Source organism: Pseudomonas sp. 2822-17 (genome assembly GCF_002742485.1).
Taxonomy (GTDB): domain Bacteria; phylum Pseudomonadota; class Gammaproteobacteria; order Pseudomonadales; family Pseudomonadaceae; genus Aquipseudomonas; species Aquipseudomonas cyclaminis.
Genome location: NZ_LJRZ01000812.1, coordinates 34,917 through 59,833 on the forward strand (window position 1 = coordinate 34,917; position 24,917 = coordinate 59,833).

Consider the following 24,917-nt stretch of genomic DNA (forward strand, 5'->3'; position numbering starts at 1 on the left):
GTACCATCCCTTGCCTTATCCCCCGCAATTCCCTGGTACCTCATGAACCTCACCCGTCTGCGCGCCGATGCCCTGGCCGGCCTCACTACGTCTTTCGCGCTGCTGCCCGAATGCATCGCCTTTGCCCTGGTGGCTCATCTCAACCCGCTGATGGGCCTGTACGGCGCGTTTATCATCTGCACCCTGACGGCCTTGTTTGGCGGCCGGCCCGGTATGGTTTCCGGTGCGGCGGGCTCGATGGCGGTGGTGATCGTGGCGTTGGTGGTGCAGCACGGCGTGGAGTATCTGCTGGCGACGGTGCTGCTGGGCGGGTTGATCATGGTCGCCTTCGGCCTGCTGCGCCTGGGCAAGCTGGTGCGCATGGTGCCGCATTCGGTGATGCTCGGCTTCGTCAACGGCCTGGCGATTATCATCGCGCTGGCGCAGTTGGAGCATTTCAAGAGCGGTGAAGCCTGGCTCAGCGGCACGCCGTTGTATGTGATGACCGCGTTGGTGGCGGCGACCATGGCCATCGTCTACCTGCTGCCACGCCTGACCCGCGCCGTGCCGCCGGCATTGGTGGCGATCCTCGGCGTGGGCCTGGCGGTGTACCTGCTTGGCCTGCCGACCCGTACCCTCGGCGACATGGCCCACATCGCCGGCGGCCTGCCGACCTTTGCATTGCCGCAGATCCCCTGGACCCTGGAAACCCTCGGCATCATCGCGCCCTATGCGTTCCTGATGGCCATGGTCGGCCTGCTGGAAACCCTGCTTACCCTGAACCTGACCGACGAAATCACTGAAACCCGCGGCTACCCAGACCGCGAAAGCGTGGCATTGGGCGCGGCGAATATGGTCTCGGGCCTGTTCGGCGGCATGGGCGGTTGCGCGATGATCGGGCAAACCGTGATCAACCTCAGCTCCGGCGGGCGCGGGCGCTTTTCCGGGGTGTTTGCCGGGGTGATGATCCTGCTGTTCATTCTGTTTCTGTCACCGCTGATCGAGCGGATCCCGCTGGCGGCGCTGGTGGGGGTGATGTTCGTGGTGTCCCAGCAGACCTTTGCCTGGGCGTCGCTGCGGGTGATCAACAAGGTGCCGCTCAATGATGTGCTGGTGATTATCGCGGTGACGGTGATTACCGTGTTTACCGACCTGGCGACCGCCGTGCTGTGCGGTATCGTGATCGCCGCGCTCAACTTCGCCTGGCAACAGGCCCGCGAGTTGTATGCCGATGAGCACCAGGAAGCTGACGGCAGCAAGCTCTATCGCCTGCACGGCACCTTGTTCTTCGCCTCGACTACGCCGTTTTTGAATCAGTTCGACCCGGCCAATGACCCGGAGCAGGTGACGCTGGATTGCCGTCACCTGAGTTTTGTCGACTATTCAGCGATTGCCGCGCTGATGACCCTGCGCGAGCGCTACACCAAGGCCGGCAAGCATCTGCGGGTGCTGCATTTGTCGGAGCGCTGCAAGAAGTTGCTCAAGCGGGCGCGGGTGCATCACGACTGATTGAGCATCCGCGGCGGGGGATCACGGCCCGACCAGGTCTTCCAGTTCCTGGGCGCGCGCCTGGGTCATGTCCAGCACACAGCCGGTGCCATTGACCTGATCGATGGTGCCGCCGGTGGCTGAGCCGATAAACCCGCAGTTGGCATCGCGGTACTTTATCCACAGGCGCTGCACGTCTTGCAGTTGCTGCTTGCGGGCACCTTCCTGGGCGGCGAGGGCGATCTTGTAGGCTTTGTTCAGGCGCGTGTCCTGCACCTTGGCTTGCTTGGCGTTGCAAGTAACCATGTCGGCGGTGGTGTTGGCGCCGTCCATGCATTTTTTCAGCGCTGGGTTGTCGGCGGCGGTGGCCGCGCCGCAGACGGCGAGAAGCAGGGCGCCGGCGGCGAGAGACGTGCGAATCATGGGCGATGTTCCTGGCAACAGTGGATGTGCAGTCTATGACTCAACCGGCTGGGTTGAGTTTCCGGTTCTCTGATCTTCATGTAAGAACAACCCCTGAATTTTCATACGCAGGTGTCGGGCATATCCCAACGCGACAGCGCTTGTCTGTGGGCGAAATTTACTTTCATAAAATTTGAAAACACCCCTCGGTAATGATTTATGAGTTTCACAACCAAATCGACGTGACCCTTTCCGAGGAGTACCGCATGGCCGCATCACCGGGCTTCGGGCTGTTGGCATACGCTGCGATCGCCATCATTGCTTTGATCGTGCTGATTGCACGTTACCGACTCAACCCGTTTATCGTCATCACCCTGGTCTCCATTGGCCTGGCGCTGATGGCCGGGATGCCGGCGGACACGATCATGGGCTCGTATGAGGCGGGTGTCGGCAAGACCCTGGGGCATATCGCGCTCGTGGTGGCGCTGGGCACCATGCTCGGCAAGATGATGGCCGAGTCCGGCGGCGCCGAGCAGGTGGCGCGCACCTTGATCAACCGTTTTGGCGAGCGCAATGCCCATTGGGCGATGGTGTGCATTGCCTTCCTGGTGGGGCTGCCGCTGTTTTTCGAGGTGGGTTTTGTGTTGCTGGTGCCTATCGCCTTTACCGTGGCGCGACGGGTCGGCGTGTCGATTTTGATGGTCGGCCTGCCGATGGTCGCCGGCCTGTCGGTGGTGCACGCGCTGGTGCCGCCGCACCCGGCGGCGATGATGGCGGTGCTGGCGTATAACGCGTCGGTTGGGCAGACCGTGCTGTATGCGATTCTGATCGGTATCCCCACGGCGATCATTGCCGGCCCCCTTTACGCCAAGTTCATCGTGCCGCACATCCACCTGCCGGCGGAAAACCCGCTGGAGCGCCAGTTTATCGAGCGTGAACCGCGCACCCGTTTGCCGAGTTTCGCGCTGACCATGGGCACCATCCTGTTGCCGGTGGTACTGATGATGATTGGCGGTTGGGCCAATGTAATCTCCACGCCGGGGACCGGCTTCAACCAATTCATGCTGTTTATCGGCAACTCGGTCATCGCCTTGCTGGTGGCGACCCTGGTGAGTTTCTGGACGTTGGGATTGGCCCAGGGCTTCAACCGCGAATCGATCCTCAGGTTCACCAACGAATGCCTCGCGCCGACCGCCAGCATCACCTTGCTGGTGGGCGCGGGCGGCGGGTTGAATCGCATCCTGGTGGACGCCGGTGTGACCAACGAAATTCTTGGCCTGGCCCATGCGTTTCACCTGTCACCACTGGTAATGGGCTGGTTGTTCGCAGCGTTGATGCGCGTTGCGACCGGGTCGGCCACGGTGGCGATGACCACCGCGTCCGGCGTGGTCGCACCCGTCGCCCTGGGCTTGGGTTATCCACACCCTGAATTACTGGTGCTGGCCACCGGTGCGGGTTCGGTGATCTTTTCCCACGTGAATGACGGCGGCTTCTGGCTGATCAAGGAATACTTCAATATGACGGTGATCCAGACCTTCAAGACCTGGACCGTGCTGGAGACATTGATTTCGGTGGTCGCCTTCGGTCTTACGTACGGTCTGTCTTGCATCCTCTGACCCTGGAGCCCCCATGGACATCCTCTACCAGATCCGCGCCCGCCAGGCGTCTTTCAGCGCCGGCGAAGGACGTATCGCCAAGCTGATGCTCGATGACGTCGGTTTTGCGGCGTCGGCCAGCCTGGAGGAGTTGTCCCAACGGGCTGAGGTCAGTACGGCAACGTTGTCGCGATTTGCCCGCAGCGTCGGTTGCCGCGACCTACGCGATTTACGCCTGCAACTGGCCCAGGCCAGTGGCGTCGGCAGTCGTTTCCTGGACCCGGCGGGGTTGCCCGAACAGTCGGCGTTTCACCGGCAGATTCTGGGGGACATCGAGGCAACGTTGCGACAGCACTTATCGGGGTTCGACCAGGCCAGTTTCGCCGATGCGGTCAGCCTGCTGAGCAAGGCGCGGATGATCCATGCGTTCGGCATGGGCGGCCCGTCAAGCCTGTGCAGCGACGAGTTACAAGTGCGCCTGGTTCGCCTGGGCTACCCGATTGCCGCTTGCCACGATCCGGTGATGATGCGCGTCACGGCTGCGACGCTGGGCCCGGAACATGCGCTGATCGTCTGCTCGTTGACCGGCCTGACACCAGAACTGCTGGACGTGGTGGCGCTGGCGCGCAACTACGACGCACGCATCATCGCCATCACTTTGGCCGATTCCCCTCTGGCGCGTTTGGCGGACGTGGTATTGCCCCTGCAACCGGCCGAAACCAGTTTTATCTACAAACCCACCGCAGCGCGCTATGGCCTGCTGTTGGCCATCGACCTGCTCGCTACCGAGCTGGCGTTGGCCCTGCCGGACGCTAACCAGGAACGCCTGCGCCGGATCAAACTGGCCCTGGACGATTATCGCGGCGGCCCCGGTAGCCTGCCGCTTGGAGACTGATATGAAGTACGACACGCTGATTCGCCACGCGCTGATCATCGATGGCAGCAACACACCGGGTTACGTGGCGGATGTGGGGGTGCGCGAGGGGCGTATCGAGACAATCGGTGATCTGTCTGCTGCGACGGCCGAGCATCAAATCGACGCCACCGGCCGCGTATTGGCGCCAGGTTTTATCGACGTGCACACCCACGACGACACCGTGGTGATTCGCCACCCGCAGATGCTGCCCAAGCTCAGTCAGGGCGTGACCACAGTGATTGTCGGCAACTGCGGCATCAGCGCCTCGCCGGTCAGTTTGCGCAGCGATCCGCCGGACCCGATGAACCTGCTGGGTGGCGCTGCGGCGTTTGTGTATCCGCGTTTCAGCGACTATCGCCGCGCCGTGGAAAGCGCTCATCCAGCCGTCAACGTCGCGGCGCTGATCGGCCACACAGCGCTGCGCAGTAACCACATGGACGACCTGCATCGCACTGCGACACCGTATGAAATCGCCGCCATGCGGGTGCAACTGCACGAGAGTCTGGAAGCCGGCGCCCTCGGTTTATCCACAGGCCTGGCCTACGCCAGCGCGTTCAATGCCGAGACCGATGAAGTGCTGCAGCTCAGTGAAGAACTGACGGCCTACGGTGCGGTGTACGCCACTCACTTGCGCAGCGAATTCGAGCCGGTGCTGGAGGCGATGGGCGAGGCGTTTCAGATTGGCCGACATGCCAAGGCACCGGTGATTATTTCCCACCTCAAGTGTGCAGGGGCGGGGAACTGGGGGCGCAGTCCGCAGCTGTTGGCCGCGCTGGAACTGGCGGCGAAAACCCATCCGGTGGGGTGTGATTGCTATCCCTATGCGGCCAGTTCTTCGACCCTGGATTTGAAGCAGGTGACCGACGCGTTTCGCATCACCATTACGTGGTCCACGCCCCATCCGGACATGGGCGGGCGAGATCTGCAGGCTATCGCCGGTGAGTGGAATGTTTCATTGATGGACGCCGCCCGCCGCCTGCAGCCGGCGGGCGCCGTGTATTACGGGATGGACGAGGCGGATGTGCGGCGAATCCTGGCGCATCCGTTGTCGATGGTAGGCTCGGACGGGTTGCCTGAAGACCCCTTTCCCCATCCGCGTTTGTGGGGGGCGTTTCCACGGGTGCTGGGGCATTTCAGCCGTGACGTGGGGTTGTTTCCACTGCATACGGCGGTGCACAAGATGACCGGCTTGTCGGCGGCGCGCTTTGGCTTGTCGGATCGCGGAGCCATTCGTGAAGGGCATTGGGCCGACCTGGTGTTGTTTGATCCGTTGCGGGTGCGGGATATGGCGGACTTTAAAACGCCGGAACGGGCGGCAGAGGGCATTGACGGGGTGTGGGTCAATGGCGTGCTGAGCTACAGCGACGGGCAGGCGAACGGTCAGCGCCCTGGACGATTCCTGGCGCGCAGCGGGGATTTGCGTCGCGGTTTTTCGTCTTTATAGTGGGCGATCTTTTACACGGAGCGGTTGCCATGCACTTAGGAAAAGTCACCCCCATCCTGCGGATTTTCGACGAGACAAAGGCGTTGGAATTCTATGTGGAATTCCTCGGGTTCAAGGTCGATTGGCAGCATCGTTTCGAAGCGAATTACCCGCTGTACCTGCAAGTGTCGTTGGGTGAGTGCGTGCTGCATTTGTCCGAGCACCATGGCGATGCCTCGCCGGGGGCTGCGGTGCGGATCCAGGCGCAGGGAGTGGATGCCTACCAGCAGCAATTGCAGGCGAAGGACTACCGTTATGCCAAGCCCGGTGTTGAAGAAACGCCGTGGGGCTCGCGGGAGATGAGCATCAAGGATCCGTTTGGGAATCGGTTGGTGTTTGTCGAGGAAGGTGAGGGCTGAAGGGCAAATCGCAGGCGATAAAAAACCGCCTTAGTAGGGCGGTTTTTTATTGCAACCCAGTTTGCGGCTGGGGTTGCGGTCTCACAGGAAGCGCTGACCAACAGGCGGATACTACCGCCGCTCATATCATCTCGCAAGGCCAGAGGATTATCGTTTTGATGATTTCTCTTGCCTTTTTGCACCGTAAAAATTTGCAATGAATCTATCGAGCAATACTGGTGTTTGAGCATCGTTGGTCACACCTTCGACTGGGATTTTGGTTAGGCTCCTCCCCGTTCTAAGTTCGTCGATGTGAGGTGATCCGGGCGTGCACGCGAATTCTGGACCAACCGCCACGGGCTAGTAATCCGTGCCGGATTAATGCGGGAGGCCCATTAGCCCGGCCGCCTCACAGGAAGCGCTGACCCGCGTCCGAAGGCTCGCGTGTTCCGGTAAGTGCGCTGGAGGTAAGGCCCAACTCACGGAGGGCCGAGTATGTCTAAATTTGCACGACGTACCTGGAACCTCGTAGTGAACTGCCTGCGTGCTTACCACGTATGGAAGTTCCTGCGGGACAGCTTTGATGACCTGTAAGGTCTGAGAAGTGGAGCCGCCTCGGTTAATCCCGAGGCGGCTTTTTGGTTTGTTAAACCCGGAAATGGCTGACCATCTGCTGCAACTGGCTGCCCAGACGAGCCAGTTCCACACTTGATTTCGCCGTCTCGTCACTCGCGGTGGCGGTCTGTTCCGACACGTCGCGCACATTGACGATGCTGCGGCTGATCTCTTCGGCCACGGCGCTTTGTTGCTCGGCGGCGGCGGCGATCTGCTGGTTCATCGACTGGATGTTCGACACTGTCCGGGTGATGTTCTCCAGGGATACACCGGCCTTGCGCGTCAGCTCCACGCTGCTGTCGGTGAGGCTGCGGCTGTTGTTCATCACGTTGGCCACTTGCTGGGTGCCGTTCTGCAAACCGGCGACCAGGCCTTCGATCTCTTCGGTGGATTTTTGCGTGCGCTGGGCCAGGCCGCGGACTTCGTCGGCGACCACGGCAAACCCGCGACCGGCTTCACCGGCGCGTGCCGCCTCAATCGCGGCGTTGAGGGCCAGCAGGTTGGTCTGTTCGGCGACGGCCTTGATCACGTCCATCACGCTGCCGATCTTGTTGCTCTCTTGTTGCAGGTGGCTCATGGCGTCGGTGGAACGTGCCACTTCAGCGGCCAGGCGTTCGATCTGGGCGATGGCTTCGGCCACCACTTTGTCGCCTGCGCGCGCTTGGCCGTCGGCATCGGCAGCGGCCAGGGAAGCCTGTTCGGCGTTACGTGCGACTTCCTGCACGGTGGCGGTCATTTCATGCATCGCGGTGGCCACTTGATCGGTCTCGATCTTCTGGCTGTTCACGCCGGCGCTGGTCTGCTCGGTCACGGCCGACAGTTCCTCGGCGGCGCTGGCGATCTGGGTCACGCCGTCACGAATACCGCTGATTAACTCACGCAGGGTGGTGCCCATGCGCTGGATGCCTTGTTGCAGCACGCCGAGTTCATCGCGGCGGGTCACCTGGATGTTGTGGCTCAGGTCGCCGGAGGCAATGCGTTCCACCACGGCCAGGGTTTCCTGGATCGGGCGGGTGATCTGACGGGTGATGACCAGTGCGGCAATGATGCCAACCAGCAGGGCCAGCAGGGTGCTGATCAGTTGCAGGCTGCGGGCCTGGGCGCTTTCGGCATCGCGGCGGTTGAGTTGGATATCGTAGAGCTTGTCGCTGATGGTGACGATATCAGCGCCTTGGGTGGTCATTTCAGCACGGGCAGCAACGATGTTGGCGTTGGCCGCCTTGTAGTTCTGCACCGCCGTGCGATACGCGCCAAGAGCGGTTTCCAGCGCGGTCAGCGCGCTTTGCTGGCTGGCGCCAACGGCGGCGCCGAGGTCTTTCAAGCCGGCAATGGCTTTGTCGATCTGTGCGGCAGCGCGGGCTTCGGTGTCTGGGCTGACGTTGCCGGTGTAGCCGCGCACTTCGTAGCGGGCCAGTTGGAATTGCATCTTGGCTTCGGCCACGGCCTGGAACTGGGCCAGATGCTCCGGGCTGTCGGGCATCTGCTTGACGCTGGCTTCCAGCGCGTCGATCTGGGCGTTGGCGCTGTCGGCCTTGTCGCCCATCACCTGGCGAGAGGCATTGCCGTTACGGTAAGCCTCGCGCATTTTGTTCAGGGATTGCTGGTAGGCGGTGATGACTGCTTTCTGCTCGTTGAGCAGCTTGAGGTTTTCCGGGCTCTTGAAACTGTCGAGCAGTTTCTGCTGCTGGGCGGCGAAGGCATCGAGGCTGGTCTGCACGTTTTGCGCCACGGCTTCGTCACCGTTGGCCAGCATGTATTGAAGGCGCACGATGCGCAGTTTGGTCAGCGAGGCGTTGAGCTGGGTGATGTCGCTCATCCAGTTGCTGCGGTCAATCAGGCCGCCAAGGCTGGTCCAGCCAGTCAGTGCCAGGATCGAGGTGAGGACAAGCACCAGGCCGAAGCCCAGGCCCAGTTTGAGGTTGACGCTTATGTTACCGAACCAGCTATTCATCGAATGCTCCGCAAGAGTGATGTCTGTTTGCTGGACGGTGTTGTTATTTGAGCCAGCCAAGGTGTAGCGCTGTATCGGCGGCGGGTCTTGATTCTGAAGGGTGTTTTATTCCATGTGGCGACGAAGGGTCGCCAGCGGTGTGCAGCACGACTGAGGGCTCATCAAGGGGCGGTCTTGTGTGCTAGTCTGCGGGCCCTTTTAGTTTCGGGCAGCGCGGGAAATCGCGTTGTCCTACAGCGGAGCCTCTTCATGTCCGAAGTTAATCTGTCCACCGACGAAACCCGCGTCAGCTACGGTATCGGCCGTCAGTTGGGCGACCAACTGCGCGACAACCCGCCACCGGGCGTAAACCTTGACGCAATCCTGGCTGGCCTGACCGACGCATTCGCTGGCAAGCCAAGCCGCGTTGACCAAGAGCAAATGGCTGCCAGCTTCAAGGTGATCCGCGAAGTCATGCAAGCCGAAGCAGCCGCCAAGGCTGAAGCCGCTGCTGGCGCTGGCCTGGCCTTCCTGGCTGAAAACGCCAAGCGCGATGGCATCACCACCCTGGCTTCCGGCCTGCAATTTGAAGTGCTGACGGCCGGCGAAGGCGCCAAGCCGACTCGTGAAGATCAAGTCCGTACCCACTATCACGGCACCCTGATCGACGGCACTGTGTTCGACAGCTCGTACGAGCGTGGCCAGCCAGCAGAATTCCCGGTTGGCGGCGTGATTGCCGGTTGGACCGAAGCCCTGCAACTGATGAATGCCGGCAGCAAATGGCGTCTGTACGTGCCGAGCGAACTGGCTTACGGCGCTCAAGGCGTTGGCAGCATTCCGCCGCACAGCGTGCTGGTGTTCGACGTCGAACTGCTCGACGTTCTGTAAGACCTGCTGATTACCTGTTGGGGCGAACCTGTTCGCCCCAACAGTGTTTTGCGCGTTTGCTCATGGATGAAACTTGCCATTGAGCTCCGTCGCCGGGCGCAACGCCCGGGCATAACAGAACAGAAACAAATTACGCACCACCTCCTTCAGCACACCGGGTTCGCTTGAGCTCAGGCCGTTGACGTCCAGGTCACCCTGGTCCTGCAATTCATTCAGCGCTTCTTCTTCCAGCACTGCACAGACTTCACCGGTTTCCCGATGCAGGATCCGCAGGTAAGGGTGTGGGCGGTCCAGCCAGGCATCTATCAAATAAGTCATGGTGCATCTCCTTGATGGGTTTCAATGAGAATAATTCTTATTCGTAGAATAGCAAGCGTCTATTGGCAGTTTGTTGGTTTTTCTGTGTGGATATTGAGGTGGGTCAGGAAGGAGGGCAAAACGCCATCCCGCGGCGGGCGCGGGATGGATGCAGCGGATTCAGACTTTGCGCACGAACTCGGACTTGAGCTTCATCGGGCCGATACCGTCGATCTTGCAGTCGATATCGTGGTCGCCGTCGCACAAGCGGATGTTCTTGACCTTGGTGCCCACCTTGACCACCAGGGACGTGCCCTTGACCTTGAGGTCCTTGATTACGGTGATGGTGTCGCCGTCCTGCAGGACGTTGCCCACAGAGTCTTTCTTGACGGTTTCATCGCCGGCCACTTCGGCCTCGCCATTGGCGGACCACTCATGGGCGCATTCCGGGCAGATCAGCTGGGCGCCGTCTTCGTAGGTGTATTCGGAATTGCATTTCGGGCAGGGTGGCAACGTGCTCACTAAAGCTCCTTAAAGGTCAGGACGGCTAAAAGTCGCACATTATATAGGGTTTTGTAGTCTTGCAGGTTGTATGAAATCTAAATGTGGAAGGGGGCTTGCCCCCGATGACGGTGTGCCAGTCTATACAGAGGCTGGCTGATCTACCGCTATCGGGGGCAAGCCCCCTCCCACATTGGTCTGACTTAGTGAGTACGCGCGACCGCAAACTCACTCAGTTCAACCAGGGCGTCCCGGTATTCACTGGCAGGCAGGGCTTCCAGGCACTGGATCGCACGGGCCACGTAATCACGCGCCAGCTGTGCGGTGTAGTCCAGGGAGCCCGAAGCTTCTACGGCCTCACGGATGCTTTCCAGGTCTTCGATCCCGCCTTTCTGGATCGCTTTGCGTACCAGGGCGGCCTGTTCCGGCGTACCTTCGCGCATGGTGTAGATCAGCGGCAAGGTCGGCTTGCCCTCGGCCAGGTCGTCACCGACGTTCTTGCCCAGGGTTTCGGCGTCGCCTTTGTAGTCGAGCAGGTCATCCACCAGTTGGAAGGCCACGCCCAGGTGATCACCAAAGGTACGCAGGGCTTCGGCCTGTTCGGCGGTCGCACCGCACAGGGCCGCAGCACTGTGGGTCGAGGCTTCGAAGAGCATCGCGGTTTTGCCGCGAATCACTTCCATGTAGGTTTCTTCGGTGGTGCTGGCGTCGCGGACCTTCGACAACTGCAACACTTCGCCTTCAGCGATGATGCGCGTGGCCTGGGACAGGATCTTCATCACCGGCATCGAGCCCAGTTCGACCATCATCTCGAACGAGCGCGAATACAGGAAATCGCCCACCAGCACGCTCGGGGCGTTGCCCCACATGGCATTGGCGGTCTCGCGACCACGGCGCATGCCGGACATGTCGACCACGTCGTCATGCAGCAGGGTGGCGGTGTGCAGGAATTCGATGGTGGCCGCCAGCAGGCGCAGGTCATCGCCTTCGCGGCCCAGGGCCTTGCCACACAGCAACACTAATAAAGGACGCAGGCGCTTACCGCCCGCCGACGTAATGTAGTCGCCAATTTTGGAGACCAGCGGCACTTTAGACGTCAGCTGCTGCTTGATGATGCCGTCGACGGCGCTAAAATCGTCCGCGACCGCGCGGTAGAAAGCTTGGGGTTGCATCAGCGACAGTCGCTCCAGAAGGGTTGCGCGGCATGCTAGGACCCTGACCCCGCAGTGTCAAGGCGCGATAGACGGCCCCTTGCAAGGCCTCGTTGCCTTGCGTACAATCGCGCACCCTGAACTTCCTGGGCAGCACCTGCCTTACGCAATTGCATTCGGGACGTCCATCCCATGCAGCCATGCCAGCCAATACCTCTTCTTATAAAGAGCTGGGTGAGCAGGATTATCGGAGAAATACCATGTCGTACGCAGTAATTGTTACTGGTGGCAAGCAATACAAGGTCGCCCCAGGTGAATACCTGAAGATCGAAAAACTGGAAGTCGCTACTGGCGAATCCGTTACTTTTGATCGCGTTCTGTTGGTCGCCAATGGCGATGACGTGAACATCGGCGCTCCAGTTGTTGCTGGCGCTACCGTTGTGGCTGAAGTGATTTCCCAAGGGCGTCACGATAAAATCCGCATCATCAAGTTCCGTCGTCGTAAGCACCACATGAAGCGTATGGGCCACCGCCAGTGGTACACCGAGATCAAAATCACCGGTATTCAGGCTTAATTTCAGCCTAATTCCTCACTAGGAGAATTGACTCATGGCACACAAAAAAGCTGGTGGTAGTACCCGTAACGGTCGCGACTCAGAAGCCAAACGCCTTGGCGTTAAGATGTATGGCGGCCAGAAAATCATTCCGGGCAACATCATCGTGCGTCAGCGCGGCACCCAATTCCACGCCGGTTACGGTGTAGGCATGGGTAAAGATCACACCCTCTTCGCGAAAATCGAAGGCGTGATCAAGTTTGAAGTAAAAGGCGCGTTCAACCGCCGTTACGTGAGCGTTGTCGCAGCTTAATTGCGAGATCGCTGGAAAAGCCCTGTCTTGCGACGGGGCTTTTTCGTTTGTGGGGTGAGTCTCTTGCAAAGCTGTTTGTGATGGGCTCCGGCGCTGGATTTGCGGTCGCTGATTGAGGTCGCTGCGCTCATTTTTGCAAGAGTCTTATGTCTTGGTTTTTTAAGCTCGTCCGTGCGGCGAGAGGCGTTTTGTTATGAAGTTCGTTGATGAAGTTTCCATCCGAGTAAAAGCAGGCGACGGCGGTAACGGTTGCATGAGTTTCCGTCGCGAAAAGTTCATCGAAAACGGTGGCCCCAACGGCGGTGACGGCGGTGACGGCGGTTCCATCTACATGATGGCCGACGAGAACCTCAACACCCTGGTCGACTACCGTTACACCCGGCACTTCGATGCCGAGCGTGGCTCCAACGGCGGCAGCACCGACTGCACCGGTAAGAAAGGTGAAGACCTGGTACTGCGCGTACCGGTCGGCACCACGATCATCGACTCCGCGACCCAGGAAGTGATTGGCGACCTGACCAAGGCCGGCCAGAAGCTGATGGTTGTGCAGGGCGGCTGGCACGGTCTGGGTAACACCCGATTCAAGTCCAGTACCAACCGTGCACCGCGCCAGACTACGCCGGGCAAGCCTGGCGAGCAGCGCGACCTCAAGCTGGAAATGAAAGTACTGGCAGACGTAGGCCTGCTGGGCCTGCCGAACGCGGGTAAAAGTACCTTCATCCGCTCGGTCTCGGCCGCCAAGCCGAAAGTCGCCGACTACCCGTTCACCACCCTGGTGCCAAACCTGGGCGTGGTCAGCGTCGACCGCTGGAAAAGCTTCGTGATCGCCGACATTCCCGGCCTGATCGAAGGGGCTTCCGATGGCGCAGGCCTGGGGATTCGCTTCCTCAAGCACTTGTCCCGTACCCGTTTGCTGCTGCACCTCGTCGACATGGCGCCGCTGGATGACACCAGTGCACCAGACGCCGCCGAAGTGATCGTCAGCGAGCTGACCAAGTTCAGCCCGGCCCTGGCTGAGCGTGATCGCTGGTTGGTGCTGAACAAGTGCGACCAGATCCTCGAAGAAGAGCACGAAGAGCGCGTCAAGGAAATCGTTGACCGCCTGGAATGGACCGGTCCGGTCTACGTGATCTCGGCCATCGCCAAAGAAGGCACCGAGCGCCTGACCCGCGACATCATGCGCTACCTCGAAGACCGCGCCGACCGCCTGGCCGCCGACCCGGTATTCAAGGCAGAACTGGCCGAACTCGACCAGCAGATCGAAGACGAAGCCCGCGCCCAGCTGCAAGCCCTGGACGACCAGCGTGCCCTGCGCCGCAGCGGCGTGAAGTCGGTCCATGACATCGGCGACGACGATTGGGACGAAGAAGACGTGGATGATGAAGACGGTCCGGAAATCATTTACGTGCGTGACTGATCCGTTGCAGTAAACTTGAACGCCGCTCTCTATAGAGCGGCGTTTTAGTATCCGGGTTTAACGTTATGGGCCGCGCTGGGTCGCGCAGCCCTCAATCTAAGGTTGAAGATGATGCGGAGCAAAGTGACAGGTGCGCAGCGCTGGGTCGTAAAGATCGGAAGTGCGCTGCTGACAGCGGATGGCAAAGGCCTGGATCGCGCAGCAATGAGCGTTTGGGTCGAGCAGATGGTGGCCCTGCATGAAGCGGGCGTCGAGTTGGTGCTGGTGTCGTCCGGGGCGGTAGCCGCCGGGATGAGCCGCCTCGGCTGGACCGCGCGACCCAGCGCGATGCACGAACTGCAAGCCGCTGCCGCAATCGGCCAGATGGGCCTGGTGCAAGCCTGGGAGTCCAGCTTCGCCGAGCATGGCCGCCACACGGCGCAGATCCTGCTGACCCACGATGACCTGTCCGACCGCAAGCGCTACCTCAACGCCCGCAGCACGTTGCGTGCACTGGTGGAGCTCAAGGTCATCCCGGTGATCAACGAGAACGACACCGTGGTCACCGACGAAATCCGTTTCGGCGACAACGACACCCTGGCCGCCCTGGTGGCCAACCTGGTGGAAGCCGACCTGTTGGTGATCCTCACCGACCGCGACGGCATGTTCGACGCCGACCCGCGCAACAATCCCGATGCCCAGCTTATTTATGAAGCGCGTGCCGATGACCCGGCGCTTGACGCCGTGGCCGGCAGTGTCGGCGGTGCCCTGGGCCGTGGCGGCATGCAGACCAAGCTGCGAGCTGCACGCTTGGCTGCACGGTCCGGGGCACACACCATCATCGTCGGTGGGCGCCTGGAGCGCGTGCTGGATCGCCTAAAGGCTGGGGAGCGCATCGGCACGCTGCTGTCGCCGGAACGCGGCATGTTGGCGGCACGCAAGCAGTGGCTGGCCGGTCACCTGCAAACCCGTGGCACCCTGGTACTGGACGATGGCGCGGTGTCGGCGCTGTCCCAAGGCAACAAGAGCTTGCTGCCGGTGGGCGTCAAACTGGTACAAGGCAGTTTCCGCCGTGGCGAAATGGTGGTGTGCGTGGCCCCCGACGGTCGTGAGATCGCTCGCGGCCTGGCTAATTACAGCGCCCTGGAAGCTCAGAAAATTATTGGACAATCGTCGGATGCGATTGTCGGACTATTGGGTTACATGGCCGAACCGGAACTGGTTCACCGCGACAACCTGATCCTGGTTTAACCAAAGGAATATACGATGCGTTTAGTGAAGTTCGCGCTGGGCCTGCTGTTGCTGACGCCGCTGCTGGCTTCGGCCGAAGAGATTGGCCAGGTGTCGACGGTGTTCAAGTTTGTCGGCCCCAATGACCGGATTGTCGTGGAAGCGTTTGACGACCCCAAGGTCGACGGCGTGACCTGCTATTTGTCCCGCGCCAAGACGGGCGGCGTCAAGGGCGGCCTCGGCCTGGCCGAAGACCGTGCCGAAGCGTCGATTGCCTGCCGTCAGGTCGGCCCGATCCGCTTCAAGGGTGAGCTCAAGGACGGCGACGAAGTGTTCAAGGAGCGCACCTCACTGGTGTTCAAGACCATGCAGGTGGTGCGTTTCCTCGACAAGAAGCGCAACACCCTGGTGTATCTGGTCTATAGCGACCGCCTGATCGAAGGCAGCCCACAGAACGCCGTGACCGCGATTCCGATTTTGCCGTGGCCGACCGCTCAGTAATCCGCAGGCGGGTTTTGTAATCGGCGTCTATGATTGCAGGCTTGCGAGTTGTAATCTCGATGAGCCGCAACGTAAAGAATATGGGATATCTGGAGTTCGTCATGAGTGCTTTCCACGACCTGAAACTCAAAGCTTTGGACGGACAAGAGCTGCCACTGGCGCCCTTCAAGGGGCAGGTCGTGCTGGTGGTTAATGTGGCCTCCAAATGCGGCCTGACCCCGCAATATGCGGCGTTGGAAAACCTCTATCAGCAGTACAAGGACCAGGGGTTTACCGTGCTGGGCCTGCCGTGCAACCAGTTTGCCGGCCAGGAACCGGGTACCGAAGAGGAAATCCGCGAGTTCTGCAACCTGAACTACGGTGTCACTTTTCCCTTGGGCAGCAAGCTCGATGTAAACGGCCCGGAGCGTCACCAACTCTACCGTTTGCTGGCAGGTGAGGGCGCCGAATTTCCTGGGGATATCACCTGGAACTTCGAAAAATTCCTGCTCGGTAAAGATGGTCGCGTGCTCGCGCGCTTCTCACCGCGCACAGCGCCGGATGATCCAGCAGTCGTCCAGGCCATCGAAAAAGCCCTGAGCTGAACCTTTGGCCGGCGGGCTTGTGTGGTGAGCGAGTTTGTCGAATCGTCGCACCGCCCGCGCTGGGCTGGGTAGCAGCCCAATACCTCACTGCTTTTACCCCTTAATCACCCCAATCAATAGTGCTACCCAGCGCTGTGCACTCCCCATATTATCTGCATCATAAACCCCGTCTCCCGTGGAGTGCCCCCATGCCCGTCCAAGCCTTGTTCAAACCTTTCCAGCTCGGCGCATTGCAACTGTCGACCCGCGTGGTCATGGCGCCGATGACCCGCTCGTTTTCTCCGGGTGGCGTGCCCAATTCCAAAGTGATCGAATACTACCGTCGCCGCGCTGCCGCTGGCGTGGGCCTGATCATCACCGAAGGCACTGTGGTCGGTCACCAGGCCTCCAACGGCTACCCGAATGTCCCGCATTTCTACGGTGAGGCGGCCTTGGCCGGCTGGAAGAAAGTGGTCGATGCGGTACACGCCGAAGGCGGCAAGATAGTCCCGCAACTGTGGCATGTAGGCAGCGTGCGCCGTATCGGCACCGAGCCTGACGCCAGCGTTCCCGCCTACGGTCCGATGGAAAAACTCAAGGACGGCAACGTGGTCGTCCACGGCATGACTGCCCAGGACATCAAGGACGTGATCAACGCCTTCGCCCAAGCCGCCAAAGACGCCCAAAGCATCGGCATGGACGGTGTGGAAATCCACGGCGCCCATGGCTACCTGGTCGATCAGTTCTTCTGGGAAGGCAGCAACCAGCGTACCGACGAATACGGCGGCAGCCTCGCTAACCGCTCGCGGTTTGCCATCGAACTGATCGAGGCCACCCGCGCCGCCGTTGGCCCGGATTTCCCGATCATCTTCCGTTTCTCCCAGTGGAAGCAGCAGGACTACACCGCGCGTCTGGTGCAAACCCCTGAGGCATTGGGTGAATTCCTCAAGCCTTTGTCCGACGCCGGCGTGGATATTTTCCACTGTTCCACCCGCCGTTTCTGGGAGCCGGAATTCGAAGGTTCCGACCTCAACCTGGCCGGCTGGGCCCGCCAGCTCACCGGCAAACCGACCATCACCGTCGGCAGCGTCGGGCTGGACGGAGAGTTCCTGCAGTTCATGGTCAACACCGACAAGGTCGCGCAGCCGGCCAGCCTGGAAAAACTGCTGGAGCGCTTGAATAACGACGAGTTTGATCTGGTTGCCGTAGGTCGTGCGCTGTTGGTTGACCCGGATTGGGCCGTGAAGGTGCGTGAAGGTCGCGAGGGCGACATTCTGCCGTTCAGTCGTGAGGCGTTGACGACTCTGGTCTGAGTGGCGTCAGGGCGGGCACTGGGTGGCCGTCCTTGCACACGCCGCGCAACTGGCGTTCGAACTGTTCGATAATCGCCGGCCAGCCCTGGCGACTGGCATGTTGGCGCGCGTTCAGGCGCGCCCTGCGCAACGTTTCGCGCTCTTCCAGTAGCCAGATGGCCGCATCGCAAAACGCATCTTCATCCCCCGGCATCGCCAGTGCGCCGCTATAGCCGTGTCGCAGGTGCTGGCTTGCGGCCGCTTGATCGTAGGCCACCACCCCAAGACCTGAAGCCATGGCTTCCAGCACGACGTTGCCGAAGGTTTCGGTCAGGCTGGGAAACAGAAACAGGTCACCGCAGGCGTAATGCCGTGCCAGCTCTTCGCCGCGTTGAGTGCCGCAGAACACCGCGTCGGGCAGATCGCGCTCAAGCAGTGCGCGTTGCGGGCCGTCGCCGACGATGATCAGCTTCATGCGGCGCGATGGATACGTAGCTTGAAGCGCATCGACGCAGCGCTTGAGCAGCCCGAGGTTTTTCTCCTGGGCCAGGCGGCCAACGTGCAGCACAGCAATATCGTCGTTCTCCAGACCCCAGCTTTCACGCAGTGCATTGTCACGCTTGGCCGGGTGGAACAACTGGCTGTCGACACCGCGCGACAACATGCCAAGGCGCTCGAAATGCCGGCGCTCCAACTCCAGGCGTTGGCTGGCGCTGGGCACCAGGGTCAGGGTCGAACGGTTGTGAAACCAGCGCAGGTAATGCGTGACCACACGGCTCAGCAGGCTCAAGCCGTACTGGTTCGAATACTGCTGGAAGTTGGTGTGAAAGCCACTGACCACACTGATTCCCAGGCGGCGTGCTGCACGCAGTGCGGACAATCCCAGCGGGCCTTCGGTGGCGATGTAGAGCACGTCCGGGCGTTGGCGTGTCCACCGTCGCAGTAACTTGTGCATCGACGACTGGCCCCATTGCAGGCCTGGATAACCCGGCAGCGGCCAGCCGCGGCACAGCAAGAGTTCGTCGTCGCTGAGCCGGCTCTGATCAGCGCCCTGGCGTGGACGCACCAGCTCGACTTGATGGCCGCGCGCACGCAAACCGTCGCACAGGCGACCAAGGGTATTGGCCACCCCGTTGATCTCTGGCGGGAAGGTTTCGGTGATCAGGGTGATATGGAGCGAAGCTGTCGTCATGACCCACAGTGTCCCGGTGGGCCATGTCGCCATTGTGTCATCCAGATGATGGATTTATGACCTGGGCACCTTGGGCGTGGCCATCGCCTCGGCGCCTTGCTCGCGCACCCAGAACAGCGTCGCCCCGGCCACTGCCGCCGGCATCATCAGCAGGTTGACCACCGGCACCAGCAGCACCAGATAAACGATTCCGCCGAAGCTCATGCTCTGCCAGCGCTTCTGGCGCAGCCACGCGAGCATCTCGTTCCAGCCCAGCTTGTGGTTGTCGGCCGGGTAGTCGATGTATTGGATCGCCATCATCCACACGCCGAACAGCAGCCACAGCGGCGCCGCGATCAGGTTCACAACGGGGATAAACGACAGGATAAACAGACCGATCGCCCGCGGCAGAAAGTAGCCCAGCTTGCGCATTTCCCGAGCCAGGGTGCGCGGCACCATGGCGATCAGCTCGCCCCAACTGAACGCGGGGAAGTCATCGGTACCGCGCACCACCACTTCGACTTTCTCCGAGAGAAAGCCATTGAACGGTGCCGCGATGATATTGGCGAGCATGGTGAAGGTGAAAAACACCATCAGCACCACCAACACCACAAACAAGGGCCATAACAGGTAGTTAAGAAAACTCAGCCAGCTCGGCAGCGTCGGCATCAAGTGGTCGACCCACAGGCTGAACTGATGACCGGCGAAGTAGATCAATCCGACGAACAGCACCAGGTTGATCGCCAGGGGCAGCAGCACAAACAGCCGCAGGCCAGGACTCAATACCAGTTTGAGGCCTTCACGCAGATATTGCGGGCCGGAAAGAGCAGGGGCGGGCATGGAGAACTCCGAGCAGAATGACGATCGCGCCGACCTTACCGGCTTTGCATTCAAGGTGAAAGCCGCGACATCAAAGTTAACAAAGGCGTCGATCAGGCCAACTGACAGCATAGAGACCGCCTATGAGCTGGATTGTTAAACCGTATTTCCTTAATCTTGCCCCCCTCTATACGCTGCACCCATTATTTTCAGGATCTGCGAGTTAAAGCCTTCCCCAAGTGCTTCGCAGTCCTTTTTTATTCCAGCCGCCTTGTAGTCCGGGCGGTCGATAGGAGTGAGTCATGTCTGATACCCGTCATTCGCGAGTGATTATTCTCGGTTCCGGCCCTGCCGGTTACAGCGCTGCGGTCTACGCTGCCCGGGCCAACCTCAAGCCGCTGCTGATCACCGGCATGCAGGCGGGCGGTCAGTTGACCACCACCACGGAAGTCGACAACTGGCCGGGCGACGTCCACGGTTTGACCGGCCCGGTGCTGATGGAGCGTATGAAAGAACACGCCGAGCGCTTTGAAACCGAGATCGTGTTTGATCACATCAACCAGGTCGACTTCTCCAAAAAACCTTACAGCCTGACCGGCGACAGTGGCGTCTACACCTGTGACGCGCTGATCATCGCCACTGGCGCCAGCGCCCGTTACCTGGGCCTGCCATCGGAAGAAGCGTTCATGGGCAAAGGCGTTTCTGCCTGCGCGACCTGCGACGGTTTCTTCTACCGCAACAAGCCAGTTGCGGTCGTCGGCGGCGGCAACACGGCTGTGGAAGAGGCGCTGTACCTGGCCAACATCGCCAGCACCGTGACCCTGGTTCACCGTCGCGAGACCTTCCGCGCCGAGAAGATCCTGATCGACAAGCTGCACGCCCGTGTCGCTGAAGGCAAGATCATCCTCAAGCTCAACGCCACCCTGGATGAAGTCCTGGGCGACAACATGGGCGTGACCGGTGCCCGCCTGAAGAACAACGACGGCAGCTTCGACGAACTGAAAGTCGACGGCGTGTTCATCGCCATCGGCCACACCCCGAACACCTCGTTGTTCGAAGGCGTGCTGGAAGCCAAAGACGGCTACCTGGTGGTGCAGGGCGGCCGTGAAGGCAATGCGACTGCCACCAACATCGAAGGCATCTTCGCGGCCGGCGACGTGGCTGACCATGTGTACCGTCAGGCCATTACCTCGGCTGGCGCCGGTTGCATGGCCGCACTGGATGCCGAGCGTTACCTCGACGGCCTGAAGGACGCTTCGTTCTAACAAACGCCCTAAAACAATGTGGGAGGGGGCTCGCCCCCCGATAGCGGTGGTTCAGTATCAAATGTACTGACTGACACACCGACATCGGGGGCAAGCCCCCTCCCACATTTTGATCTGCGTCTGACTTAGGATTTGCGGGTCAGTGGCTGCGCGCTGAATTTCACACCGGCCAGGCCATTGGCGATCAATGCGCGGATATTGCCGTGGTCGCTGCCCTCAGGCGTAGCGATTACCGAGCGGTAATGCTCGCCAAACGCCAGCAGCGCTTCCTGGTCACTCAAGCCTTCCAGCACCGCCAGACCCAGCGTCTTGCACGACCCTTCATTCTGCCCGGCCGCGTTTTCCACCGCGCCGTTGGTGAAGGCTTGTGGCTGGTAGTCATACCCTGCGGCAACAAACGCCAGGGTATCGGCAAAAGCATGGTCACCGCTGTTGAGGCTGGCGCGCAGGGTGTTCAGATCAGTCATGGGTTTTTCCTTTGGCGAACGCCGCCTGTTGGTCGGCGTTGGCTTCTTTCTGGTATTGGGCTTTCCAGTCGGCGTACGGCATGCCGTACACCACTTCACGGGCATCATCGAGGCTCAGCTCGATGTGGCGCTCGTCGGCCTCGGCCTTGTACCACTTTGACAGGCAGTTACGGCAGAAACCGGAGAGGTTCATCAGATCGATGTTCTGCACATCCTTGCGGCTGTCCAGATGGGCCACCAGCCGGCGGAAGGCGGCAGCTTCGAGTTCGAGGCGTTGTTGATCGTTCATAGGGTTCACTTGAATGTCAGCGGCTGGCCGCCAGGGTAATCGAAACCGACTCGGCAAAGCGCAGCGCATGGGGCTTGTCCACTTCGACCTCGGCATACAGCACCGATTCATTGCTCATCACCAGGTCCAGCAGTTCCTGGGTCAGACGCTCCAGCAGGGCAAAGCGGTTGCCTTCCACATGAGCGATGATCGCCTTGGTGATGGTGCGGTAGTTCAGCGCGTGGTCGATATCGTTGTCGCGCACCGCCTCCTGGGCGGCGTACAGGATGGTCAGGTTGATCAACACATCCTGCTTGTTGAGGATCTCGTCCTCGTTGATGCCGATGAAGGTGCGCAGGCACAGGTCCTTGACCCGGATGCGCGCCATGCCTGGTTGAAGTTGTGGCATTGCTACTTGCTCCGTCCAATCAGTTGCAGGAACTCCATGCGCGTGGTGTTCGACTCGCGGAAGGCGCCGAGCATCACCGAGGTGTTCATGGTTGAATTCTGTTTCTCCACGCCGCGCATCATCATGCACATGTGCCTGGCCTCGATCACCACGGCCACACCGGCGGCCTGGGTCACGTCCTGGATGGCGTCGGCGATCTGCCGCGTGAGGTTTTCCTGGATCTGCAGGCGCCGGGCGAACATGTCGACGATACGCGCCAGTTTCGACAGGCCCAGCACCTTGCCAGTCGGAATATAGGCCACATGGGCCTTGCCGATAAAGGGCAGCAGGTGGTGTTCGCACAGCGAGTACAACTCGATGTCCTTGAGGATCACCATCTCGTCGTTATCGGAAGAGAACAGCGCCCCGTTGACGATCTCTTCCAGGTTCTGCTCATAGCCATGACACAGGTACTGCATGGCTTTGGCGGCGCGCTTGGGCGTGTCGAGCAAGCCTTCGCGCTCTGGGTCTTCGCCGAGGCCTTTGAGAATCTCGCGGTAGTGTTGGGGCAGGGACAAGGTCATACAACATCCTCACATACGGCTTACTTGATATGCCGCCCGCCGTTGACGGTCAGGGTGGTACCGGTGACATAGGGGTTGTCCAGCAGGTAGCGCACGCTCTGGTAGATCACCTCGGGACCGGGCTCGATGCCCAGGGCAGACTTGGCCAATACCTTGCTGCGATAGGCCGCGTCGTCGTCTTCGTTGAACATCACCATCGCCGGGGCGATGCCGTTGACCTTGATCAGCGGCGCGAACTGCGCGGCAAATGACAGCGTAAGGCTATCGAGCCCGGCCTTGGTGGCGCAGTAGGCAATGTGCTGGCGGCTGCCCTTGCGCACCACGTCATCGCTGATGTGCACGATGTCGGCTGGTGAAGAACGTTGCAGCAGGGGTGAACAATGCAGGTTGATCAGGTACGGCGCAAGCATGTGCACGCTGAACATGTCGCTGAAGGCGCGGCTTTCGTCGCCCGGGGTTTCCACGACCCAGGCCGAGGCGTTGTGGATGATCGCGCGCAGGCTTTGAGTATGGGTCTGCAGGTCAGCGATAAATGTCAGGATTCCAGCTTCGTTGGAGAAGTCGGCAAACACACCGACCGCACCCCGTTCGCGCAGGGCCTGCACGCCGGGGCGTTCGCTGCGATAGCTGAAAATCACCGGTTGGCCTTCGTCCAGCAGGCGCTGGGCGCAATGCAGGCCGACACGTTGGCCGGCGCCGGTGATCAGGATCGGTGCATGGGTTGCAGTCATGGGAGGCTCGCGTCGCTGGCAGGCGCAAATCATACCAGCGACGGGTCGCCCCTGTACTCACGCCGCCGCTTCGGCGGCCTTGCGCGGTGTTGGCGCGGGATGCAGCCAGTTCGCCAGCAGGTGGGTCGACAGCGGAATGAACCAGTAAACCATCAGCGGCGTGAGTGCCATCGTGCTGACCAGCACGCGCGGCACCAGGTCGAGCTGATTGAGCAATGGCCCCAGGACGAAATTGAACAGCAGCGACACCGGGAAAAACGCCAGCCAGATCGCCACCGCCTGTTTCCAGCGCGGCGGACGCGCGCCGGCCGCACCAAACCAGCCGTCGATGCCACGTACGCGGTGCTCGGATGGGTCGGCAAACAACTCGCTGCCACGGCTCAGCCACGCACCACGGGAGGCGGAAAACTCCCAGGCGTGCAGGGTCTTTTCATCGGCGAAACGGAAAATGATCTGGAATTCGTCATCGTTGGGCGGCGGTGCCAGCACGCCGGAACCCAGGTAACCGGGGAAGTCGGTGGCCAATTGCTCGCCTTCGCGCAGCCAGGCCATCAGTTCTTCGTAGCGCCCTTTGGCGACGCGGCGCGCAACCATCAAGGTGACGGGAGAGGTAGACATTGTGTATCTCCAAATATACGGGTGCGCTGAACCGGGTAGGCGGCGCACAGACGAAGCTGCGGGGTGTTGCAGCGACGTGTAAAAAGCAGGCAAGGATTATTCCTGTTTTGCCGAAATACACCAGCGACATTGGTCCGAAAAGCCCAGACCTTGAAAAAGACAGGTCTAAAGGCGTTAAATGAGCACCCGACTACAAACGGTTTTTTGGTCTCAAATGCCCGTGATTACTGCTCCCACTGATAGCACTTCGCATCTGGATTCAACTGACGTCTCTGAGCTGTTTCCAATCCGTGAAGTCTCAAGATTGACAGGCATCAACCCGGTCACCCTGCGTGCCTGGGAGCGCCGTTACGGTCTGATCCAGCCCATGCGCACCGAAAGTGGGCATCGCCTCTACTCCAAGTCCGACATCGAGACCGTCAATCGCATTCTTGATTGGATCGAGCGGGGAGTGGCCGTGAGCAAGGTCGGCAAGATTCTCGCCCGCGACGATCAGCAGGCCGAAATGATTCGTGCTGAGCGTGACACCCGTGAAGACGCCGAATTGCCGCAGTGGCGGGCGCGCCTGATGACCGCGATCAGTGCCTTTGATGACCGCCAGCTTGAGAGCGTGTACGGCCAGATTTTTACCACTTATCCCCTCAGTGTGGCGTTCCAGGACATCCTGATGCCCCTCTGGAACGAGCTGTTGCGCCACCAGGGAGGTTTCGGCCAGGCCAGCGAATGGCTGTTTTTCGACGCCTTCCTGCGTGTACAAACCTTCCTGCGGCTGCACGTCGCGAGTGGGTCGCTGGCGCCCAGGGTACTGCTGACCGCCATGCCCGGCGAATGCCGCAAACTGGAGTTGCTGGTGGCGGCGCTGTTGATGAGTCGTGATGACTTGACCGTGAAGGTGCTGGGCATGGGCCAGCCGTTTGATGAGCTGACCCTGGTGTGTGAAAAGATGCAGCCCCAGGCGCTGGTCATCCTCTCCAATCACGCCCATAACCTTGAGTTGGCCGGGCGCCTCAATCGCTTGGCGTTGACCCTCGATTGCCCATTGTTTCTGGCGGGGGCCGCGTCGGACTTGGCGCAGAGCGCACTGGCAGGCTCCTCCATCGGTTGCCTGGGCAGCGAAGGGCGCGAGATGCAACGCCGCTTGCAGCAGTTCCTCAGCGGTAACCTGGATACCTGA

General features: G+C 60.6%; 28 protein-coding genes. 15 read left to right on the top strand and 13 right to left on the bottom strand.

What is annotated here, in order from left to right:
* Positions 1-42 precede the first annotated feature (42 nt).
* Complete coding sequence (locus AOA60_RS29015; protein WP_099587245.1) at positions 43-1,488, top strand: SulP family inorganic anion transporter; 1,446 nt, start codon at positions 43-45, stop codon at positions 1,486-1,488.
* 21 nt (positions 1,489-1,509) lie between these two features.
* Here AOA60_RS29015 and AOA60_RS29020 read toward each other — a convergent pair whose 3' ends face one another.
* Entirely contained in the window at positions 1,510-1,890 is a 381-nt protein-coding gene (locus AOA60_RS29020) for a lysozyme inhibitor LprI family protein (protein WP_099587246.1), read from the bottom strand.
* A 245-nt stretch (positions 1,891-2,135) separates the two neighbouring features.
* On the opposite strand from AOA60_RS29020, the gene AOA60_RS29025 reads away from it, so the two are divergent.
* Genes AOA60_RS29025 through AOA60_RS29040 form a run of 4 tightly spaced genes read left to right on the top strand, consistent with a single transcriptional unit; the run spans position 2,136 to position 6,222 of the window.
* Positions 2,136-3,485, top strand: a complete 1,350-nt coding sequence (locus AOA60_RS29025; RefSeq protein WP_256592900.1) for a gluconate:H+ symporter — start codon at positions 2,136-2,138, stop codon at positions 3,483-3,485.
* Positions 3,486-3,498: 13 nt separating this feature from the next.
* Positions 3,499-4,359 carry a MurR/RpiR family transcriptional regulator gene (locus AOA60_RS29030; RefSeq protein WP_099587248.1) on the top strand — a complete coding sequence of 287 codons (861 nt, stop codon included), beginning with the start codon at positions 3,499-3,501 and terminating at the stop codon, positions 4,357-4,359.
* A 1-nt stretch (position 4,360) separates the two neighbouring features.
* On the top strand, positions 4,361-5,824 hold the full coding sequence (locus tag AOA60_RS29035) for an amidohydrolase family protein (RefSeq protein WP_099587249.1): 1,464 nt from the start codon (positions 4,361-4,363) through the stop codon (positions 5,822-5,824).
* Between the two features lie 29 nt (positions 5,825-5,853).
* Positions 5,854-6,222: a glyoxalase superfamily protein gene (locus tag AOA60_RS29040; RefSeq protein ID WP_099587250.1), complete on the top strand. Its 369-nt coding sequence runs from the start codon at positions 5,854-5,856 to the stop codon at positions 6,220-6,222.
* Positions 6,223-6,847: 625 nt separating this feature from the next.
* Here the strand turns inward: AOA60_RS29040 and AOA60_RS29045 are convergent.
* On the bottom strand, positions 6,848-8,767 hold the full coding sequence (locus tag AOA60_RS29045; RefSeq protein ID WP_099587251.1) for a methyl-accepting chemotaxis protein: 1,920 nt from the start codon (positions 8,765-8,767) through the stop codon (positions 6,848-6,850).
* 249 nt (positions 8,768-9,016) lie between these two features.
* On the opposite strand from AOA60_RS29045, the gene AOA60_RS29050 reads away from it, so the two are divergent.
* Positions 9,017-9,634, top strand: coding sequence for an FKBP-type peptidyl-prolyl cis-trans isomerase (locus AOA60_RS29050; protein ID WP_099587252.1), 618 nt, complete (start codon positions 9,017-9,019; stop codon positions 9,632-9,634).
* Positions 9,635-9,694: 60 nt separating this feature from the next.
* On the opposite strand, the gene AOA60_RS29055 is transcribed toward AOA60_RS29050, so the two are convergent.
* From AOA60_RS29055 to AOA60_RS29065, 3 genes are all read right to left on the bottom strand, one after another.
* Entirely contained in the window at positions 9,695-9,952 is a 258-nt protein-coding gene (locus AOA60_RS29055; RefSeq protein ID WP_003194088.1) for a hypothetical protein, read from the bottom strand.
* 159 nt (positions 9,953-10,111) lie between these two features.
* The gene (locus tag AOA60_RS29060) at positions 10,112-10,453 is read right to left on the bottom strand and encodes a zinc ribbon domain-containing protein YjdM (protein WP_003230858.1); all 342 of its coding nucleotides are present in this window, start codon (positions 10,451-10,453) and stop codon (positions 10,112-10,114) included.
* 182 nt (positions 10,454-10,635) lie between these two features.
* Positions 10,636-11,604 (bottom strand): polyprenyl synthetase family protein, encoded by a 969-nt coding sequence (locus tag AOA60_RS29065; protein WP_099587253.1) that lies wholly within the window; start codon positions 11,602-11,604, stop codon positions 10,636-10,638.
* Between the two features lie 239 nt (positions 11,605-11,843).
* Here AOA60_RS29065 and rplU point away from each other — a divergent pair, with 239 nt between their 5' ends.
* From rplU to AOA60_RS29100, 7 genes are all read left to right on the top strand, one after another.
* Positions 11,844-12,158 carry a 50S ribosomal protein L21 gene (gene rplU, locus AOA60_RS29070; RefSeq protein WP_026014348.1) on the top strand — a complete coding sequence of 105 codons (315 nt, stop codon included), beginning with the start codon at positions 11,844-11,846 and terminating at the stop codon, positions 12,156-12,158.
* Between the two features lie 34 nt (positions 12,159-12,192).
* Positions 12,193-12,450 (top strand): 50S ribosomal protein L27, encoded by a 258-nt coding sequence (gene rpmA / locus AOA60_RS29075; RefSeq protein ID WP_003176049.1) that lies wholly within the window; start codon positions 12,193-12,195, stop codon positions 12,448-12,450.
* Between the two features lie 193 nt (positions 12,451-12,643).
* Entirely contained in the window at positions 12,644-13,867 is a 1,224-nt protein-coding gene (gene cgtA / locus AOA60_RS29080; protein ID WP_015885843.1) for an Obg family GTPase CgtA, read from the top strand.
* Between the two features lie 111 nt (positions 13,868-13,978).
* Positions 13,979-15,097 carry a glutamate 5-kinase gene (proB, locus tag AOA60_RS29085; protein WP_026013771.1) on the top strand — a complete coding sequence of 373 codons (1,119 nt, stop codon included), beginning with the start codon at positions 13,979-13,981 and terminating at the stop codon, positions 15,095-15,097.
* A gap of 15 nt (positions 15,098-15,112) precedes the next feature.
* Complete coding sequence (locus AOA60_RS29090; protein ID WP_099587254.1) at positions 15,113-15,577, top strand: CreA family protein; 465 nt, start codon at positions 15,113-15,115, stop codon at positions 15,575-15,577.
* A 101-nt stretch (positions 15,578-15,678) separates the two neighbouring features.
* Positions 15,679-16,161, top strand: coding sequence for a glutathione peroxidase (locus AOA60_RS29095; protein ID WP_099587255.1), 483 nt, complete (start codon positions 15,679-15,681; stop codon positions 16,159-16,161).
* A 188-nt stretch (positions 16,162-16,349) separates the two neighbouring features.
* A complete protein-coding gene (locus AOA60_RS29100; RefSeq protein WP_099587256.1) occupies positions 16,350-17,453 on the top strand; it encodes an NADH:flavin oxidoreductase in 1,104 nt (367 codons plus the stop codon).
* Here the strand turns inward: AOA60_RS29100 and AOA60_RS29105 are convergent.
* Together AOA60_RS29105 and cysZ are read right to left on the bottom strand one after the other, a co-directional pair.
* On the bottom strand, positions 17,422-18,624 hold the full coding sequence (locus AOA60_RS29105) for a glycosyltransferase family 1 protein (protein ID WP_099587300.1): 1,203 nt from the start codon (positions 18,622-18,624) through the stop codon (positions 17,422-17,424). The two genes, AOA60_RS29100 and AOA60_RS29105, sit on opposite strands and share 32 nt — an antisense overlap.
* A gap of 54 nt (positions 18,625-18,678) precedes the next feature.
* Positions 18,679-19,443: a sulfate transporter CysZ gene (gene cysZ, locus AOA60_RS29110; RefSeq protein ID WP_099587257.1), complete on the bottom strand. Its 765-nt coding sequence runs from the start codon at positions 19,441-19,443 to the stop codon at positions 18,679-18,681.
* Positions 19,444-19,724: 281 nt separating this feature from the next.
* Here cysZ and trxB point away from each other — a divergent pair, with 281 nt between their 5' ends.
* Positions 19,725-20,687 (top strand): thioredoxin-disulfide reductase, encoded by a 963-nt coding sequence (gene trxB / locus AOA60_RS29120; protein ID WP_010206474.1) that lies wholly within the window; start codon positions 19,725-19,727, stop codon positions 20,685-20,687.
* Positions 20,688-20,812: 125 nt separating this feature from the next.
* Here trxB and AOA60_RS29125 read toward each other — a convergent pair whose 3' ends face one another.
* The 6 genes from AOA60_RS29125 to AOA60_RS29150 are packed head-to-tail and all read right to left on the bottom strand — an operon-like array spanning position 20,813 to position 23,743.
* Positions 20,813-21,154: a HopJ type III effector protein gene (locus AOA60_RS29125; protein WP_178075430.1), complete on the bottom strand. Its 342-nt coding sequence runs from the start codon at positions 21,152-21,154 to the stop codon at positions 20,813-20,815.
* Positions 21,147-21,443: a DUF1244 domain-containing protein gene (locus tag AOA60_RS29130; protein WP_143522584.1), complete on the bottom strand. Its 297-nt coding sequence runs from the start codon at positions 21,441-21,443 to the stop codon at positions 21,147-21,149. Before AOA60_RS29130 ends, AOA60_RS29125 begins: the two co-directional genes overlap by 8 nt.
* 16 nt (positions 21,444-21,459) lie before the next feature.
* Positions 21,460-21,831 (bottom strand): dihydroneopterin triphosphate 2'-epimerase, encoded by a 372-nt coding sequence (folX, locus tag AOA60_RS29135; protein WP_003194073.1) that lies wholly within the window; start codon positions 21,829-21,831, stop codon positions 21,460-21,462.
* A gap of 2 nt (positions 21,832-21,833) precedes the next feature.
* Entirely contained in the window at positions 21,834-22,394 is a 561-nt protein-coding gene (gene folE / locus AOA60_RS29140; protein ID WP_099587260.1) for a GTP cyclohydrolase I FolE, read from the bottom strand.
* Positions 22,395-22,414: 20 nt separating this feature from the next.
* On the bottom strand, positions 22,415-23,125 hold the full coding sequence (gene folM, locus AOA60_RS29145) for a dihydromonapterin reductase (RefSeq protein WP_099587261.1): 711 nt from the start codon (positions 23,123-23,125) through the stop codon (positions 22,415-22,417).
* Between the two features lie 57 nt (positions 23,126-23,182).
* Positions 23,183-23,743, bottom strand: coding sequence for an antibiotic biosynthesis monooxygenase (locus AOA60_RS29150; RefSeq protein ID WP_099587262.1), 561 nt, complete (start codon positions 23,741-23,743; stop codon positions 23,183-23,185).
* Positions 23,744-23,957: 214 nt separating this feature from the next.
* On the opposite strand from AOA60_RS29150, the gene AOA60_RS29155 reads away from it, so the two are divergent.
* On the top strand, positions 23,958-24,917 hold the full coding sequence (locus tag AOA60_RS29155; RefSeq protein WP_099587263.1) for a MerR family transcriptional regulator: 960 nt from the start codon (positions 23,958-23,960) through the stop codon (positions 24,915-24,917).

Coding starts and splice junctions, on each gene's coding strand:
- AOA60_RS29045 (WP_099587251.1), bottom strand. CDS start 8,767: ATGAATAGCTGGTTCGGTAACATAAGCGTCAACCTCAAACTGGGCCTG.
- AOA60_RS29095 (WP_099587255.1), top strand. CDS start 15,679: ATGAGTGCTTTCCACGACCTGAAACTCAAAGCTTTGGACGGACAAGAG.
- AOA60_RS29055 (WP_003194088.1), bottom strand. CDS start 9,952: ATGACTTATTTGATAGATGCCTGGCTGGACCGCCCACACCCTTACCTG.
- AOA60_RS29015 (WP_099587245.1), top strand. CDS start 43: ATGAACCTCACCCGTCTGCGCGCCGATGCCCTGGCCGGCCTCACTACG.
- AOA60_RS29030 (WP_099587248.1), top strand. CDS start 3,499: ATGGACATCCTCTACCAGATCCGCGCCCGCCAGGCGTCTTTCAGCGCC.
- AOA60_RS29150 (WP_099587262.1), bottom strand. CDS start 23,743: ATGTCTACCTCTCCCGTCACCTTGATGGTTGCGCGCCGCGTCGCCAAA.
- AOA60_RS29035 (WP_099587249.1), top strand. CDS start 4,361: ATGAAGTACGACACGCTGATTCGCCACGCGCTGATCATCGATGGCAGC.
- AOA60_RS29050 (WP_099587252.1), top strand. CDS start 9,017: ATGTCCGAAGTTAATCTGTCCACCGACGAAACCCGCGTCAGCTACGGT.
- cgtA (WP_015885843.1), top strand. CDS start 12,644: ATGAAGTTCGTTGATGAAGTTTCCATCCGAGTAAAAGCAGGCGACGGC.
- AOA60_RS29040 (WP_099587250.1), top strand. CDS start 5,854: ATGCACTTAGGAAAAGTCACCCCCATCCTGCGGATTTTCGACGAGACA.
- trxB (WP_010206474.1), top strand. CDS start 19,725: ATGTCTGATACCCGTCATTCGCGAGTGATTATTCTCGGTTCCGGCCCT.
- rplU (WP_026014348.1), top strand. CDS start 11,844: ATGTCGTACGCAGTAATTGTTACTGGTGGCAAGCAATACAAGGTCGCC.
- folX (WP_003194073.1), bottom strand. CDS start 21,831: ATGCCACAACTTCAACCAGGCATGGCGCGCATCCGGGTCAAGGACCTG.
- cysZ (WP_099587257.1), bottom strand. CDS start 19,443: ATGCCCGCCCCTGCTCTTTCCGGCCCGCAATATCTGCGTGAAGGCCTC.
- AOA60_RS29125 (WP_178075430.1), bottom strand. CDS start 21,154: ATGACTGATCTGAACACCCTGCGCGCCAGCCTCAACAGCGGTGACCAT.
- AOA60_RS29090 (WP_099587254.1), top strand. CDS start 15,113: ATGCGTTTAGTGAAGTTCGCGCTGGGCCTGCTGTTGCTGACGCCGCTG.
- folM (WP_099587261.1), bottom strand. CDS start 23,125: ATGACTGCAACCCATGCACCGATCCTGATCACCGGCGCCGGCCAACGT.
- AOA60_RS29020 (WP_099587246.1), bottom strand. CDS start 1,890: ATGATTCGCACGTCTCTCGCCGCCGGCGCCCTGCTTCTCGCCGTCTGC.
- folE (WP_099587260.1), bottom strand. CDS start 22,394: ATGACCTTGTCCCTGCCCCAACACTACCGCGAGATTCTCAAAGGCCTC.
- AOA60_RS29100 (WP_099587256.1), top strand. CDS start 16,350: ATGCCCGTCCAAGCCTTGTTCAAACCTTTCCAGCTCGGCGCATTGCAA.
- AOA60_RS29025 (WP_256592900.1), top strand. CDS start 2,136: ATGGCCGCATCACCGGGCTTCGGGCTGTTGGCATACGCTGCGATCGCC.
- AOA60_RS29065 (WP_099587253.1), bottom strand. CDS start 11,604: ATGCAACCCCAAGCTTTCTACCGCGCGGTCGCGGACGATTTTAGCGCC.
- rpmA (WP_003176049.1), top strand. CDS start 12,193: ATGGCACACAAAAAAGCTGGTGGTAGTACCCGTAACGGTCGCGACTCA.
- AOA60_RS29105 (WP_099587300.1), bottom strand. CDS start 18,624: ATGACGACAGCTTCGCTCCATATCACCCTGATCACCGAAACCTTCCCG.
- AOA60_RS29155 (WP_099587263.1), top strand. CDS start 23,958: ATGCCCGTGATTACTGCTCCCACTGATAGCACTTCGCATCTGGATTCA.
- proB (WP_026013771.1), top strand. CDS start 13,979: ATGCGGAGCAAAGTGACAGGTGCGCAGCGCTGGGTCGTAAAGATCGGA.
- AOA60_RS29130 (WP_143522584.1), bottom strand. CDS start 21,443: ATGAACGATCAACAACGCCTCGAACTCGAAGCTGCCGCCTTCCGCCGG.